This is a genomic window from Frankia sp. AvcI1, assembly GCF_001420875.1.
Taxonomy (GTDB): Bacteria; Actinomycetota; Actinomycetes; order Frankiales; family Frankiaceae; genus Frankia; species Frankia alni.
The window spans coordinates 266,985-280,917 of the sequence record NZ_LJFZ01000001.1; the positions used below are offsets into that span (position 1 = coordinate 266,985).

Annotated in this window: 7 protein-coding genes, 16 pseudogenes and 1 riboswitch; of the genes and pseudogenes, 19 read left to right on the top strand and 4 right to left on the bottom strand. The window is 72.0% G+C overall.

Translation table 11 applies throughout. The features are described 5' to 3' along the window. The first annotated feature begins 594 nt into the window (after window positions 1-594). A riboswitch (cyclic di-AMP (ydaO/yuaA leader) is annotated at window positions 595-784 on the top strand. 464 nt (window positions 785-1,248) lie between these two features. From UK94_RS36105 to UK94_RS01120, 13 genes and pseudogenes are all read left to right on the top strand, one after another. Next, a pseudogene (locus tag UK94_RS36105) lies at window positions 1,249-1,548 on the top strand (peptidoglycan-binding protein); the annotation flags it as partial. A gap of 1 nt (window position 1,549) precedes the next feature. Beyond that, window positions 1,550-1,749 (top strand): annotated as a pseudogene (locus UK94_RS36110) (peptidoglycan-binding protein); the annotation flags it as partial. A 57-nt stretch (window positions 1,750-1,806) separates the two neighbouring features. Next, the gene (locus tag UK94_RS36115) at window positions 1,807-1,989 is read left to right on the top strand and encodes a peptidoglycan-binding domain-containing protein (protein WP_313949437.1); all 183 of its coding nucleotides are present in this window, start codon (window positions 1,807-1,809) and stop codon (window positions 1,987-1,989) included. A 729-nt stretch (window positions 1,990-2,718) separates the two neighbouring features. Continuing rightward, the coding region (locus UK94_RS01100) for an AfsR/SARP family transcriptional regulator (RefSeq protein WP_235486170.1) at window positions 2,719-3,400 on the top strand (682 nt) is incomplete at its 3' end. A 548-nt stretch (window positions 3,401-3,948) separates the two neighbouring features. Beyond that, the coding region (locus UK94_RS01105) for an asparagine synthase-related protein (RefSeq protein WP_235486039.1) at window positions 3,949-5,421 on the top strand (1,473 nt) is incomplete at its 3' end. A 1-nt stretch (window position 5,422) separates the two neighbouring features. Next, window positions 5,423-5,477, top strand: a pseudogene (locus UK94_RS36120) (hypothetical protein); the annotation flags it as partial. Window position 5,478: 1 nt separating this feature from the next. Further along, a pseudogene (locus UK94_RS36125) lies at window positions 5,479-5,637 on the top strand (hypothetical protein); the annotation flags it as partial. Window positions 5,638-5,729: 92 nt separating this feature from the next. Next, a pseudogene (locus UK94_RS36130) lies at window positions 5,730-5,817 on the top strand (PqqD family protein); the annotation flags it as partial. A 1-nt stretch (window position 5,818) separates the two neighbouring features. Beyond that, window positions 5,819-6,056 (top strand): annotated as a pseudogene (locus UK94_RS01110) (PqqD family peptide modification chaperone); the annotation flags it as partial. Window positions 6,057-6,064: 8 nt separating this feature from the next. After that, the coding region (locus tag UK94_RS36135; protein WP_268761178.1) for a lasso peptide biosynthesis B2 protein at window positions 6,065-6,356 on the top strand (292 nt) is incomplete at its 3' end. A 1-nt stretch (window position 6,357) separates the two neighbouring features. Continuing rightward, window positions 6,358-6,408, top strand: a pseudogene (locus UK94_RS36140) (polyketide beta-ketoacyl synthase); the annotation flags it as partial. A gap of 129 nt (window positions 6,409-6,537) precedes the next feature. Then, window positions 6,538-6,747, top strand: a pseudogene (locus UK94_RS36145) (ABC transporter ATP-binding protein); the annotation flags it as partial. A 40-nt stretch (window positions 6,748-6,787) separates the two neighbouring features. Then, a pseudogene (locus UK94_RS01120) lies at window positions 6,788-8,511 on the top strand (ABC transporter ATP-binding protein); the annotation flags it as partial. A gap of 61 nt (window positions 8,512-8,572) precedes the next feature. Here the strand turns inward: UK94_RS01120 and UK94_RS01125 are convergent. After that, window positions 8,573-9,999 (bottom strand): acyl-CoA synthetase (locus tag UK94_RS01125; RefSeq protein WP_235486041.1); only part of this gene is annotated, 1,427 nt, incomplete at its 5' end. Between the two features lie 299 nt (window positions 10,000-10,298). Next, on the bottom strand, window positions 10,299-10,499 hold the full coding sequence (locus UK94_RS33415; RefSeq protein ID WP_157734037.1) for a hypothetical protein: 201 nt from the start codon (window positions 10,497-10,499) through the stop codon (window positions 10,299-10,301). 50 nt (window positions 10,500-10,549) lie between these two features. On the opposite strand from UK94_RS33415, the pseudogene UK94_RS36155 reads away from it, so the two are divergent. The 4 pseudogenes from UK94_RS36155 to UK94_RS36175 all read left to right on the top strand — a co-directional run. Beyond that, window positions 10,550-10,709 (top strand): annotated as a pseudogene (locus tag UK94_RS36155) (bifunctional cobalt-precorrin-7 (C(5))-methyltransferase/cobalt-precorrin-6B (C(15))-methyltransferase); the annotation flags it as partial. A 17-nt stretch (window positions 10,710-10,726) separates the two neighbouring features. After that, a pseudogene (locus tag UK94_RS36165) lies at window positions 10,727-11,025 on the top strand (SAM-dependent methyltransferase); the annotation flags it as partial. Window position 11,026: 1 nt separating this feature from the next. After that, window positions 11,027-11,572: pseudogene (locus UK94_RS36170) on the top strand (bifunctional cobalt-precorrin-7 (C(5))-methyltransferase/cobalt-precorrin-6B (C(15))-methyltransferase); the annotation flags it as partial. 1 nt (window position 11,573) lies between these two features. Then, window positions 11,574-12,034, top strand: a pseudogene (locus UK94_RS36175) (bifunctional cobalt-precorrin-7 (C(5))-methyltransferase/cobalt-precorrin-6B (C(15))-methyltransferase); the annotation flags it as partial. Here UK94_RS36175 and UK94_RS72515 read toward each other — a convergent pair. Both UK94_RS72515 and UK94_RS36180 read right to left on the bottom strand, forming a co-directional pair. Further along, window positions 12,035-12,468: FCD domain-containing protein (locus UK94_RS72515; protein ID WP_268761160.1), on the bottom strand; the 434-nt coding region annotated here is incomplete at its 5' end. It abuts the pseudogene before it with no gap. Between the two features lies 1 nt (window position 12,469). Further along, window positions 12,470-12,997 (bottom strand): annotated as a pseudogene (locus UK94_RS36180) (GntR family transcriptional regulator); the annotation flags it as partial. 265 nt (window positions 12,998-13,262) lie between these two features. Here UK94_RS36180 and UK94_RS72520 point away from each other — a divergent pair. Beyond that, window positions 13,263-13,477 (top strand): annotated as a pseudogene (locus UK94_RS72520) (sulfite oxidase-like oxidoreductase); the annotation flags it as partial. A gap of 1 nt (window position 13,478) precedes the next feature. Next, a pseudogene (locus tag UK94_RS36190) lies at window positions 13,479-13,799 on the top strand (molybdopterin-dependent oxidoreductase); the annotation flags it as partial. Between the last annotated feature and the right edge of the window lie 134 nt (window positions 13,800-13,933).

Sequence of the window (13,933 nt, forward strand, 5' to 3'; positions counted from 1 at the left end):
ACCCCGCGGCTCCTACTCGCCGGGCGCGACGCGCTGGTTCCCTCGTCGCCCGGCGGGCCCTCAGTCCCTCGACGCTGGGCGACTCTCGGAGTCTCCTCGTCGCCCTGCGACTCTCGGAGTCTCCTCGCCTGGCGACCCTCGGAGTCTCCTCGCCCCTGCGACTCGGAGTCTCCTCGTCGCCCGGAGACCTCCAGTCCCCTCGCGGGCTGCCGTTTCCGCACGCCGACGTCGTGTCGTACTTCGTTGCCCGCCGCCGTGAGCCCCGCATCCGGCGCTGTCGGCCCGGCGTCGCGTGTTCCAGCGCTGCCACCGCGATGCGCCCCCGCCCGGCGGGGTTGGCGCCGCGTGTGGTTCTTCCGATCCGCGGTCCGAGCCTCCCCCGTCGATCGGGTCTCACCGTGGACCCCGGGCAAACCGGGGCGTACGCCCGACATCCCGTGATCCTTCTCGACGTCCGAAGGTTCGGTTGATGTCCCAGTGTTGCGGTCTCGCAGCACTATGCACGCACGGTGACAGGCGCGCGCCGAAATTCGGGCAGAACTAGTACTTGTCACTACGGTACGTAGTTCGCTACGGTTGCCGGGCACTAGTTGCTCCGGGCCGACGCCGAGTTCTGCCCACGGTCCGGGGTCCCTCCAAGACAGCTTGGGCAGAAGCGGGGGAACCAGGTTCCTCCGGGCGGCCCCGTCACGGCCGCCCTCGGGGTTAAGTCGCCTCCACGGAGACGACCGGGCTTCCCGGCCCGAACCCGACAGCTAACCTCGCAGGCGTACGGGAAGGATTCGACGTTGCCTGTGTACCGGGAACGCTCGGCCGCGGTCTCGATGACCGCCCTGGCGACCTGCGCTTTCTGCGACGCGCCCTCGCCACGACGGGCGCCGTTCTCGCCCTGATTCAGTCGCGAGAACGTGCCAACGCCGGCGCTCGCCGGCCGGACCTGCGCGCACGACATCACCGGCCCACCTGACGGACCGCACGGGTCGCCGTCGGCGGGCGGCCGCGATCCCCGGACCGCCTGTAGCGGGTGGCCAGGCGTGACGCGGCCGTCGCGCTGATCGGGCCGGATCTCTCACCAATCTCGAAGCTCGCTCCCGCCTTTTCCCTTCATCTGTTGGTCGGGTGCTGTTTCGAAATCAGATAGTCCGTGCTGCCCTTATCTGATGAGTGAGAACCGCTCCCCTCCATCGAGCGGAAGTCACCACCGATTCCACACCCATGTTCGACGACACCGAAATGAGATGTCAAAGAATGGCTAAGGGAAAGCATCGGAAGCGTTCCACCCGGCATCGCGGCGCCGTCATCGCCGCCGCCGGCGTGATCGGTGCCGGAGCCAGCATGCTTGTCACCGCGAGCCCGGCGAGCGCCGCCACCGGCACCGTCTCGGACGTGACGATCGCCAGTGCGGCGGCGAATGCGGGCCTCGCCGGCTGCCGCGGCGTTCCGCTGTCCACCTGGGTGGCGGTTGCGCTCGGCGAGTCCGGCGGTAACACCTTCGCCCACGCCACGGTCGGTGAGGACTCGCGCGGACTCTGGCAGATCAACATGCGCNCACACGCCGGTTGGGTGGGCAGCCGCAACCTCTACGACCCCGCCACCAACGCCTGGGCGGCGAAGCGAGTCTGCGACAGCCAGGGCATCACGGCCTGGAGCGCGTACACCCGCGGCATGTACAGCCGGTTCCTGGGTCGTGGCCAGGCCGCGGCGGCCGCAGTCTCGGGCGGCATCAGCGTCCGCACCGTCTCCTACACCNCACCCNCAGCGCCTGCGCCGGCGTTCCCGACCGCGTATCCCTCGCTCGCCTCCGGCATCGGCTACCGGCAGGACGTCCAGCAGATTCAGCAGAAGCTGGCCAACCTCGGTTACCCGATCCAGGTCGACGGCCAGTTCGGCTACCAGACGAACCACATGGTCAAGGACTACCAGCTCAAGCATGGTCTGCTCGTGGATGGCGTGGTCGGGCCCCAGACCCGCGCCAGCCTCGGTATCTGACGGGTCGCAGGGCGTCGTGGCGCCGCCGGGTGACGCTCCCAGCCTCATCCGGCGGCGCTGGCATGTGCGGCAGCCGGGCGCCGTGGCGTCTCGCCGAGGAACCGATCCCGCCGGAGGAACCGATCCCGCCGGAGGGACTCATCCCGCCGGAGGGACTCATCCCGCCGGAGGGACTCATCCCGCCGGCGCCATCCACGTCGCTCGGCGCCCATCCCGCCGTGGGAACCCATCGCTGGGTTGAACGCCTCCCTCGCGGGACGCCTACCCGCCGTGGGTTGCATCCTGGCGCAGGACGCGCGCGGGCGGGGACACAGACCCACCGGGAGGACGCATATCGCCGGGTGAGAGGACTATCCGCCGGTCGGACGGGGTATTGCTCGCACCGGCCCGGACGGGGCCGCCGGTCCCCGGGCGAGGGTGTGCAACGGGGGCCGATCAGCGAGGATCTCCGAACCGACGAGGATCATCATGGTCGACGAGCTCGGAACCGTTGCGGGCCCGATCGCCCGCCCCGGCGTCCGGACTCCCGGCGAACCAGGTCACGGCTCCCGGTGGTCCGGCCCCGCAGTGGCGGCGCGCGGGCCCGAGGTAGGTGTCGTGTTCGCGGTGCTGGGCCCGCTTGAGGTCTGGCGCGGNCCGGGCGAGCGCGTCCGTATCGACCAGCGCAAGAAGCGCGCTCTGCTGCTCACGCTGCTGCTACACGCTGGACGGTGGACCTCGGTGGAGGAGATGCGCCTGGCGCTCTGGCAGGACGACGCGCCCAGGTCTGCCCTCGGCAACATCAAGACCTACCTCTCCGAGCTACGGCACACGCTGCCCCCGCCGATCGGGGACCCGGCCGTGCCGGCGTCGATCAGGGCGGTGGGCCCCCGGTCCGCGATCCTTCGTCGACCGGCCGGCCCGGGACGCATCGAAAGCCGTCCGGGGGAGTACCGCCTGCTCGTCGTCCCCGACGAGATCGACGTCGTCCGCTTCGAGCAGGCGGTCGAACATGGCCGGGTCGCGGCCCGCGCCGGCGCGCCCGCCCGAGCCGCCGAGTCGCTGGAGCAGGCGCTCGGCTGGTGGCGCGGAAACGCCTTTGACGAGTTGCCGGCCGAGGTCGGTGGGGCCGAGAGCCTCCGCCTTGAAGAGGCCCGGTGGTCGGCCCGCGAGGCGCTGATAGACGCGCGCCTTGCGCTCGGTGAGCACGATCAGGTTCTTCCGGCGTTGCGCGCGCTTGCCGTGGAGTACCCGACCCGCGAGCGTCTCTGGGCGCAGCTGCTCGTCGCCCTGGAGCGCAGCGGTCGCCGGGCCGAGGCGCTGCGTGAGTACCGCGGCCTGTACCGACGGATGGTCACTGAGCTCGGGATCGAACCCGGTGCTGAGCTACGCAGGATTCATCAGGAGGTTCTGGACCCGGCGCGCGGCTGGTNGCGGTCCTCCTCGGAGCCGATGGGCACGCCGCACCGCTGAACCTTCACTGAACCGCGCCTGGGAATCCCGTCAGGCATGGGACCGTCCATCCGGTCCGCTGATCCGAGTTGGCGCGTGCAGGAGCGGGGGCCGGCCCATCCGCCGGCAGGCGGGACTTCTTTCGGATGCCGACCGTCGCGCCGCGGGCTGTGCCTACAGTCCGTCACGCGGAGGAACGCGAACAGGGAGGGCACGCATGGCGGCGACCTTTCCCGGCGACCGGCGGCGACCGGTCTCTCTGCGGCGGCGGCGCTGGGCCGGGGACGCGACCGCGACCATGACGAGTTCGGCGGCAGCCTCCTCCTCACCATCCGTGAGGCTGCGGTGACCACGCCCATCACAGTGCGGCTGCCGGGCCCCGACACGCGGCTGGCGTCCTGTCGGCCGAGCTGCTGGTTTGTCGTTCTGGCGGATCGGGATCCGGTCGTGCTGCCCGCGGGGGTCCGGCGAGTGCTGCGATACCCCTCGGGGCGGCCGTGGGTCGTGGGCGACTGGCCGGACGAAGCGATGATCAGTGCGGAGACCAGTCGCGCCCGGATGGCCCTGGTCGGCCGAGTCGCGGCGAGTTCCAGCCAGCTCCTGCGCCTGCTGATCGCCGCGCGGGACGTGCACTCCCTCGACGTCGCGCACGCCGTGGCCGGGGACTACCACGTCATTGCCGAGATCAACGGGCAGCGCAGGCTGCAGGGGAGCCCAACCGGCACGCGTCGGATCTTCACCGCGATGTCCAGGGGTCAGCACGTCGCCGCCGACCGCGCCGACATCCTGGCCGAGCTGGCCGGCGGTGCACTGGACCGCACGGCGCTGGCCCTGTCGCTGCTGGATCCATGCCCGCCGTACCCGCTCGACGACCTTGTCCCCTGGGCGTCGGTCGAGACCGTGCCACCCGACCACTACCTGTTTCTCGATCGTGACGGACGGGTCGAGCGGATGCGCTGGTGGCGGCAGCCGGCGCCGGTGCGCTCGCGCGCCGAGGGCGCGCCGATCCTACGAGCGGCCCTCGCCGAGGCGGTGTCCGTTCGGGTGGCTGCGGGGCGCGCCGTCAGCGCCGATCTGCCCGGCGGGCTGGCTTCGGCCGCTGTGTGCTGCCTGGCGGCCCGCGGCCCCGCCGACATCGTTGCGGTCACGGGGGTCGCCCGGGACTCCGATGGTCCCGATTCATGCTGGGCAGCCGACGCGGCGGTCTCGTTGCCCGGAGTTGTCCGGGAGATTCTGTCCGCAGGTGAGCTTCCGCCAGCCTTCGACGGCATCACCTCCGCCGACGAGGCGCTCGACCATCCCTTCGTCGGCCTCGTGGATCGGGCGACGCTGCGGGCGGGACTCGACCGCGTCGCACTCTACGGACCTCGGCTACACCTGACCGGCCTCGGAGGCGTGGAGGTGACACAGGGCGCACTGAACTACCTGCCTCGACTCGCCCGCCGGCGGCCCTGGACCGCGTTGCGGCACCTGAGCGGCCTGCACACCCAGGCAGGTTGGCCGTGGGCCGCGGGCCTGCGGATGATGCGCCGTCGGAGCTACCGCGACTGCATGGGCGACCTCGCCCGGGCGCTCGACCAGGCTCCGCTCGGGGGACGCCCCGCACGGCCGCGGCCACCCGACCCGACGGCGGCCCTGGACTGGACGCCGGCGCCGGTCGTCCCGGACTGGCTGACCCCTGCCGCCCTGAGGCTCATCGTCGAGGCCGTCGCCGACGCGGCTCACCGAGACGGTCCCCTCGCGCCGACGCGGGACGGCCACGCCGACCTGTTCGCGATTCGGACCACCGCGTCCGCCTTCCGGCTGTTCGACCAGATGGCCAGCCCGGTCGGCCCGCCGTTGAGCGCGCCGTTCCTCGACGACCGGGTAGTCCGCGCCGCGCTCGCCGTCCGGGCGGAGGAGCGCGCCTCCCCCTGGGAGGACGGGCCGCTGCTCAAGGAGGCGATGCAGCAGGTGGTACCGGCGAACTGCCTGCGTGGGGAAATCTCGGGTGGCGCCGATNCCGATGCCGAGCAGATCCGAGGGCTGCACGCCAATCGTGGCGCCCTGGTCGGGCTNTGCGACGACTCGCCGTTGGCCGACCTCGGACTCATCGAGCCGGAGATGCTCCGGGAGGCGTGCCGTGAGGGGGCCGCGGCGGACCGCCGGCCCCAGCCCCTCCGACCGACCTTCGCGGCCGACGCGTGGCTACGCACCCTCACCGGCCGTCGGGGCTGAGCGGCCGGTCGGGTCGCGGGCGTCCGGCGCCGNCACGGACGGGTCTGGCAGATCTGCCGAAGAGTGACGGACCAGCGGGAGTGGACATGGTGATGTTGCGATCCGATGTGGTGCGGGCGCCGACCGAGTACGGCGCCGTGCTGCTGCACACCGACGATGGGCGGTACTGGACGCTCAACCNCTCGGGTGACCTGGTTCTGCGCGTTCTGCTGGACGGGGGAGACGTCGCCGCAGCCGTGCGGGAGCTGTGCACGACCGTGGAGGTCGATCCGCAGGTCGCGCGCCACGATGTCGAGGGTCTGCTGGCCCAGCTCGCCGACGTCGGACTGATCGAGCCGGAGTCCGAGACACGGTGGTCGCCCGAGGTCGAGGCCGGATGGCCGCGGGACGGTGCGGGGCGGCCGGAGGCACGGCGGTGACGGCGCCGATGGTGGTCGACCGGTCGGGCGTCGTGCCGCGTGCCGGGCGTCGGCTGGAGGCGATGGCCGCCGTCGGGGCGGCACGGCTGCTGGCCACCCAGTCGCCGGCACGCATCCGGCGGGTGCTGGCCAGGCTCGGCGGCGGTGCTCGGCCGGCGGATTACGCCACCGCGCTCGCCGCGCGCCAGGCGGTGATGGCCGTGAGCCCCACCTGCCGAGAGGAGCGCGGTTGCGTTCCCCGCTCGATCGCCACCACCCTGCTGTGCCGGATGACAGGCAGCGTGCCGACCTGGTGCGTCGNGGTGCGGACCGTCGCGCCCTTCGCCGCGCATGCGTGGGTCGAGGCGGATGGNGCGATCGTCGGGGAGCCGGTGCCACCCGGGTACCTGCGGGCGCTTCTTGCCGTCGGGCCGGGGACGGAGCCGTGGTGAGGGGGCTGGCCGAGCTCTGGGCGTTGTTGCGGGGGCACGGACGGCCCGTGATGATCGCCACGGTCCTGACCGTGATCGGCACCGGCGTCGGGGTGCTCCAACCACTGCTCGTGATGAGGGTGATCGACACCGCGCAGGCCGGCGGTATCCCGTTGTGGCTGGTCGGGGCGCTTCTTGGCCTGTTCGTCTGCCAGGCGATCATCGATACCACCGGGCACTACCTGCTGGAACGTGCCGGTCAGGGGATCCTGCTCGGCCTGNGCCGACGGTTGATCGGCCATCTGCTTGCGTTGCGGGTGNAGGTCTTCGACACCCGCCGGATCGGGGACCTGATCTCGCGGGCGAACACGGACACCACCGTGGTACGCGAGGCGGTGGCCTACAGCTTCACCTCCCTCGTCACCAGCCTGATCGGGGTGGCCGGCGCCGTCGCCCTGATGGTGTGGCTCAATCCGTGGCTGTTCCTGCTCGTGGTCGCGGTGGTCGCGGTGGCCGGGGTTGTGGTCCTCAGCGCGCTGTCCCGCATCCGCGCGGTGTCCGAGCGCGGGCAGGCCAGCGTGGGAGGCATGACCGCGGATCTGGAACGGGCCCTGGTCGCGATCCGCACCGTACGGGCGAACCGGGCCGAGGCGCGCGAGGCCGAACGCATAGGCGATCACGCCGCCGCCGCCTACCAGGCAGGCATCCGCATGGCGAAGCTGGACTCGGTCATCGCGCCCGCCATGCAGTTGGCCGTGCAGGGCAGCGTCCTCGCCGTCCTGCTGGCCGGTGGGGTGCTGGTGGCTCGGGGTTCGGTCTCGCTCGGCAGCCTCGTCGCCTTTCTCCTCTACGCGACCTACCTGGTCATGCCCCTGTCTCAGCTCATCGAGTCCGCCGCCACGATCCAGCGCGGTCTGGGGGCGCTCACGCGGGTCAACGCCGTGTTCGCGCTGCCGCGAGAGGACGACGACACCGTGCTGCGCGGTCCGCTGCGCACGATCGCGACCGCCTGGCCCGCCGGGGTGACACGGCCCCCCGCCCGCCTGCTCGCGCGGGCGGCGCCGAGGCAGGGTCAGGTGGCGTGCTGCCCCTCACCGGAGCGGACGGGCGGAGGGGAACGGCCCGCGATGGTCGCGGCGCGGAAGACGGCGGGTGACGGCGACGGACCGGCGGCGATCGAGCTGCGCGAGGTGCGTTTTGCCTACACCACAACGCCGGTGCTGCGGGGAGTGTCCTTCCGGGTGCCCCGGCGGGGCCACGTCGCACTGGTCGGAGCCTCGGGGGCCGGCAAGTCGACCGTCCTCGAACTCGTGGAGCGGTTCTACGATCCGGACGAGGGACAGATCCTCTTCGCCGGTCGAGATGTCCGTTCCCTCTCCCGCAGCAGTGCCCGGACCTGGGTGAACCTGGTCGAACAGAACACACCGGTGCTGCACGGCACCCTGCGAGACAACATCGTTTACGCGATGCCGGAGGCGGGCGAGGAGGAGATTGCTCAGGTGGTGGCGACGGCAGGGCTGAAAGATCTCGTCAGTCGGCTGCCGGATGGGCTGCACACTCCCGTAGGCGATCACGGCGTGCTGCTCTCCGGCGGAGAGCGGCAGCGGGTGGCGATCGCCCGTGCGCTGCTGCCGAGCCCCGCCGTGCTGCTGCTGGACGAGCCGACCTCGCAGCTCGACGCCGTCAACGAGCGTGCTCTCACCCAGGCGATGCGCCGGATCGCCGCCGAGCGCGCTCTGCTCGTCATCGCGCACCGCATCTCCACGGTCCGGGCAGCTGACCGCATCATCGTGCTGGACGAGGGCCGCGTGATCGCGGAGGGCACCCACGACGAGCTGATGGCGACCAGCGCGTTCTACCGGGGACTCGCCACCGCCCCGCCGGCGCGGCCTGCGCAAGCGGCGGGGGAGCGGGCCACGCGCGACGAGGAGCGCCCGCCGGCAGGTCCGCTCGGACCGCCGCCGACGGGAGGAGGCGACAGCCACTCGGGGTCGCTCGGCCCGCTGGGGCGCCGTCGAGCCGGGCGTCGTGCTGCCGTGGGGTGAAGGACCCGAGTAGCCGTTCTCGCCTTCCCCCTGCTCCAACCGGCCCCTCCTCCCGGCGCCGTCAGCGCGTGACCGGAGGGGCCAGGGCGGACTTGCGGACCTTGCCCATGGGATTGCGCGGTAGCTCGGCGACGAAGTGGATCTCCCGAGGTCGCTTGTGGACGGATAGTTCCCGGGCCACGAAGTCGGTGAGGTCTCCGGCTGCCGACCCGGTGTTCCTGCCACCGCCGATCAGGTCGGGGGCGACGACGAAGGCGGTGATCCGTTGGCCGAGATCGTCGTCGGGAAGGCCGACGACGGCGGCCTCCCGCACCTGCGGATGCGCCAGGATCGCCGCCTCCACCTCACCCGCGCCTACTCGATATCCCCCGGACTTGATGAGGTCGGTCGACCGTCGGCCGACGATCCGGTGGTGCCCATCCGGCGCGATCACCGCGGCGTCACCGGTACGGAACCAGCCGTCGGCGGTGAAGGTGTCGGCGGTGACCTCCGGGCTGCCCAGGTAGCCCCCGTACAGGGTTGGCCCCTGGACCTGCAGCTCGCCGATGCTCTGCCCGTCGGACGGCAGCGGGGCGCCGGTCTCGTCGTCGACGAGCCTGGTGCGTATGTCCTTCAGCGGCGGCCCGACCCAGCCGGCGCGGCGCTCGCCGTCGACCCGGCTGCTCGTCGTGATCAGCGTCTCGGTCATCCCGTATCGCTCTATCGGCGGCAGGCCGGTGAGCGTAGCGAGCCGATGCAGGATCGGTGCCGGCAGGGGCGCGCTGCCGGAGACGAGCAGCCGAGCCGAGGCCAGAGCCCGGGCGCTGACCGGGTCGTCGCAGACCCGGGACCAGACGGTCGGCACGCCGAAGTACAGGCTGCCGCCGGCGGCCGCATAGGCAGTCGGCGTCGGCCGGACGGTGTGGACCAGGCGGCTGCCCACCCGCAGCGCGCCGAGAACACCCAGGACGAGGCCGTGCACGTGAAACAGCGGCAGCCCGTGCACGAGGGTGTCTTCCGGGGTCCAGGCCCATGCCTCGGCGAGGGCGTCGAGGTCGGCGGCGATCGCCGCGGCGGGCACCATGACGCCCTTGGGTGCTCCGGTCGTGCCGGAGGTGTACAGGATGAGCGCGGGCGGGCCGGCCGTCACCCCGACCGGTTCACCGACGCCCGCCGAAGTCGCGGTCGCGGTGTTGTCGGCGGACGGCAATGCCGTGCGGACGGTGGGATCGACGGGCACCGCCGGGATCGCAAGGTCCTCCCAGCCTGGGCTGCCGAGCAGCAGCTCGGCGCGCGAATCCCGCAGAAGGTGGCCGCGCTCCCGCGGCCCGGAATCCGGCGGCACCGGGACCACGGGCACCCCTGCCAGCAGGCATCCGACGATGGACACGACCGTGGCCATGGACGCCTCGGCGTGCACGGCGACGGTCCGGGCTCCCGCTACGCGACCGGCGACGGTCGCCGCGGCCTCCAACAGCTCGGTCCGGGAGAGAACCACATCTCCCACCTNCACGGCGGGAGCTTCGTGATCGACGTCCAGAGATGGGAACAACAGCGTCACGTCCGGATCCTCTCGCCGCGTGGGGAATCGCGGTCCNCATCCCAGGGGCTGGGGACATTCAGGGGCTGTGATGGCTCAGGGGCTCTGATGGCTGTGATGGCTCAGGGGCTGTCGAGATCTGTGGGACCGGAGGCGTGCTCCCGGAGGCTTACCGTGACGGCCCCTCACGACGGTACGGCTGTCGCGGTCGGGGAGCCCCCGGTTCGTCAGACCCGGCGGGTGGGCAGCAGCCGGTGCCGATCCGGCCCTACGCAGTCGGCTTCCTGGGCCGGTCGGCCAGAGGGCCTGTGGTCCGGCGCGGGACTACGCTGCCGTGCTGTGCCAGATCCAGCGTCATCGCCAGATCCTGCTGCTGTGCCGGATCCTGCTGCTGTGCCGGATCCTGCTGCTGTGCCGGATCCCGTTGTTGTGCCGGATCCGGCATCTGTACCGGGTCCACTGTCAGCATCCGAGCCCCCGTCCGATCCGACGGCCGCGGAGCCGCGTGCGTCAGCGTGGGTGACCGTCGTCGGTGTGGGCGCGGATGGCTGGACCGGCCTGTCCACAGCAGCTCGTGACGCCGTTCGCCGCGCCGACGTACTGCTGGGGGCACAGCGACAACTTGATCTCATTCCGGCAGGGGGCGAGGGGAGCCGACTCACCGCCCGCAGGGTCCCCTNGCCGTCGCCGCTGCTNCCGGCCCTCGCCGGCCTGCTCGCGGAGCACGGCATACCGGTGGCCGGGACGAACGGCGCCGACGCGGACGTGGAGTCCGGCGGCGTTCCCCCGGCCGTGCAGGGCTCGAATCCTCGCCGTGACGTCTGCGTCCTTGCCAGCGGCGATCCGATGTTCCACGGGATCGGCACGACGCTCGTTCGCCTGCTCGGGGCGGAGCGGGTACGGGTGTTCACCCATCCCTCGTCGGTGTCCCTGGCCTGCGCTCGGCTCGGTTGGGCCGTGGACGGGGTCGACGTCGTGAACGCGGTGGGCCGCCCNCTGGCTCAGGTGCACGCCGCACTAGCGCCGCATCGTCGGCTACTCGTTCTCAGCGCCGACGGGACCACACCCCTGGCGCTCGCTGATCTGCTTGTCGACCGCGGTTACGGTGCGAGTCCGATAACGGTGCTGGAGCGGCTCGGCGGGGTCGACGAGGCTCAGCAGCGGGCGGCCGCCCACGAATGGGCGGCCGCGTCTGCCCGCTGGCGCGACGCCGCCTCTTCCCATCAGCAGGGCAGCGTGGCGGAAGGCACGGGAGGGGTGGGCAGCAGGGAAAACGGCCTGCCGGGGTCGAGTGGTGCGCCGGCGGTGCGCGCCCTGCGCCCCCCGGCCGACCTCAATGTTGCCGCCGTCGAGCCGTGGCCCGGACCCGGGGTCGCCCACCGGCCGCGCATACCCGGGCTGCCTGACGATGCCTTCGAGCACGATGGTCAGATCACCAAGCGCGAGATCCGAGCGGTCACCCTGGCCGGGCTCGGCCCTGCTCCTGGCGAGTTGTTGTGGGACGTGGGGGCGGGCTCCGGCAGCATTGCCATCGAGTGGATGNGCGCCCATCCCACCTGTCGGGCGATCGCCGTCGAGTCCCGCGCCGACCGAGTGGAGCGTATCCGTCGTAACGCCATGAACCTCGGCGTACCAGGGCTGCGGGTCGTCGCGGGCCGCGCCCCGCAGGTCCTGGCGGGCCTGCCGGCACCAGATGCGATCTTCGTCGGTGGCGGCGCCACGGCCGTCGGGCTGCTCGAAGCCTGCTGGGCGGCGCTGCGAGGCCGCGGTCGGCTCATCGTCAACGCGGTGACCGTCGAGTCCGAGGCGGTGCTCGCGGCCTGGTACGCACGCCGGGGCGGGGACCTGATCCGCCTGGCGGTAAGCCGAGCGTCACCGGTCGGTGGCTTCACCGGGTGGCGCTCGGCCATGCCTGTCACTCAGTGGACGGTCTGGCCCGGTGACTCGGTCTGGCTCGGTGACGCGGTCCGGCCCGGCGACCATGTCGCCGAAGGTGACCGCTGATCAGCCGAGCAGATCCAGGACGCAGCGGTCGGCCGGCCCTCCTGGAATCGCGTGATCGGGTGCGGCCAGGTGCTGCCGCCAGTGGCGGTCGGCGCCCGCCGCATCGCCGATCTCGACGAGGTCGACAAGGGCGGCGTGGATCTGCCGGGTGGCACCGGCGCTCAGCCGGACGTCGGTCGCCCGGTCGTCCGCCGCCGTCGACGCGGGCGACGCGTCGGGCACCGCGCCGACGGTGGCATGCCCGTGCTGGGAGTTGGTCAGCTCGACGAGATGCTGCAACATGCCGGTCACCACCGACAGGGACTTGTTGCCGGTGAGCTCGACCACGGCCAGGTGAAAGGAGGCCTGCGCGGCCGCGAGTGCGGCGGGATCCTCGGCGACCTCGTCGGCCTCGGCGAGGATGGCGCGCAGAGCCGACACGTCTGCCGGACTGCNCCGCTCGGCGAGGAGCGCCGCGCATGGTGGCTCGATGACGGCGCTGGCCTGATGGACGTCGCCCAGGGTGGCGCCGCGATGTTCGAGGACGAGCCCGGCATAGCGGGCGGCGACCGCTGGACTCGGGAGGTGGACGCGCGCCCCGCCGTGGGCCCCGCGGCGCACCGAGATCAGCGCCTCCGCCTCGAGGACCCGAAAGGCCTCGCGCAGGGTAGGCCGGGAGACGCCGAACTGCGCCATCAGGGTGGGTTCGGGAGGAAGAGCGTCACCCTCGGTGAGTTCGCCACGGATGATCCTCCGCCGCAGTTGGCTGGCGACGAGCTCCGCCGTCTTGGGGACACGGACCCGTCGGCCCACCGGTGCCGCGCTCACCGGGAGAGAACCGGCGGGCGGAGGAACTCGTGCGATCGGATCGTGGTCGGCCGGGCGCGGGCCCGATGGCTCGGCCGCCGCCCGGCCGCCGGCCGGTGCGGATGGTGCCTGCGATGAGCCTGGGCGGGATGCCGCCGGGGCGGCTGGCCGGGCCATGAGCGGTCCTCCTGCAAAGGCGCGCGTCGGTCGCCGATCGGTGATCGTCGAGTATCAGTGGACTGTGCGAGCTGTTTATGTTAACAGACGCCTTTCGCCCGGATTGCGAGGCGATCGCCGGCGCGGCCGTGACGGTCGGCGGGGCGTGTCCCGTTTCGGTCTGGAGCCGGTTGTCCGGATACTCGAAGGTGATATCCCTCTCCCGCGGCAGTGAATACACCGAGCGCCCCGATGGGTCCGGCTGTGGTACGTGTGGTCCATGGGNATCGTCTCGCCGGGCTTTCACGGCCGCCGACGGTCTGGTCCTCCCCGTCTTCCACCAGGTCAGTACCTGGAAAAAGGGTTCCCGGTCCTCTCCGCGGGGCCGACCCCGCGGGTGACGCGCGACCAGTGGGAGTTCGTGATCACCAACGAGGCTGGGCGCCGGTATCGCTGGAGCTGGTCGGAGTTTCTGGCCCTGCCGAGTGAGACGCCGACCGTNGACATCCACTGTGTCACTCAGTGGTCCAAGCTGGACACGGTGTGGCAGGGCGTCTCGCTGGACGTGTTGCTCGCCGGTGTCGAGACCTCGGCGGACTTCGCTGTCGCCTACTCCTACGGTGGCTACACCACCAATCTGCCGCTCGACGACCTGCTGGACGGGCGGGCCTGGGTCGTCCATCGCTGTGACGGCGGCGACCTGGACCCCGAGCACGGCGGCCCGGCGCGCCTGCTCGTGCCTCACCTGTACTTCTGGAAATCCGCCAAGTGGGTCCGCGGCCTCCGCCTGCTGCCAGAGGACGAGCCGGGTTTCTGGGAGGCCNCCGGATATCACGAGCGCGGTGATCCCTGGCTCGAACAGAGGTACCGCGGCGACTGACGGCTGCGCGAGGATCGGCCCTCCCGGCACCGCTCGACCGGGATCGTCTGGGAGAGAACCAGAGTCGTTCCGGGGAG

Bases quoted from the DNA above. Each gene is read 5' to 3' on its own strand.
- UK94_RS33415 (WP_157734037.1), bottom strand. From the start codon at position 10,499: ATGCTGACAGTGGACCCGGTACAGATGCCGGATCCGGCACAACAACGG.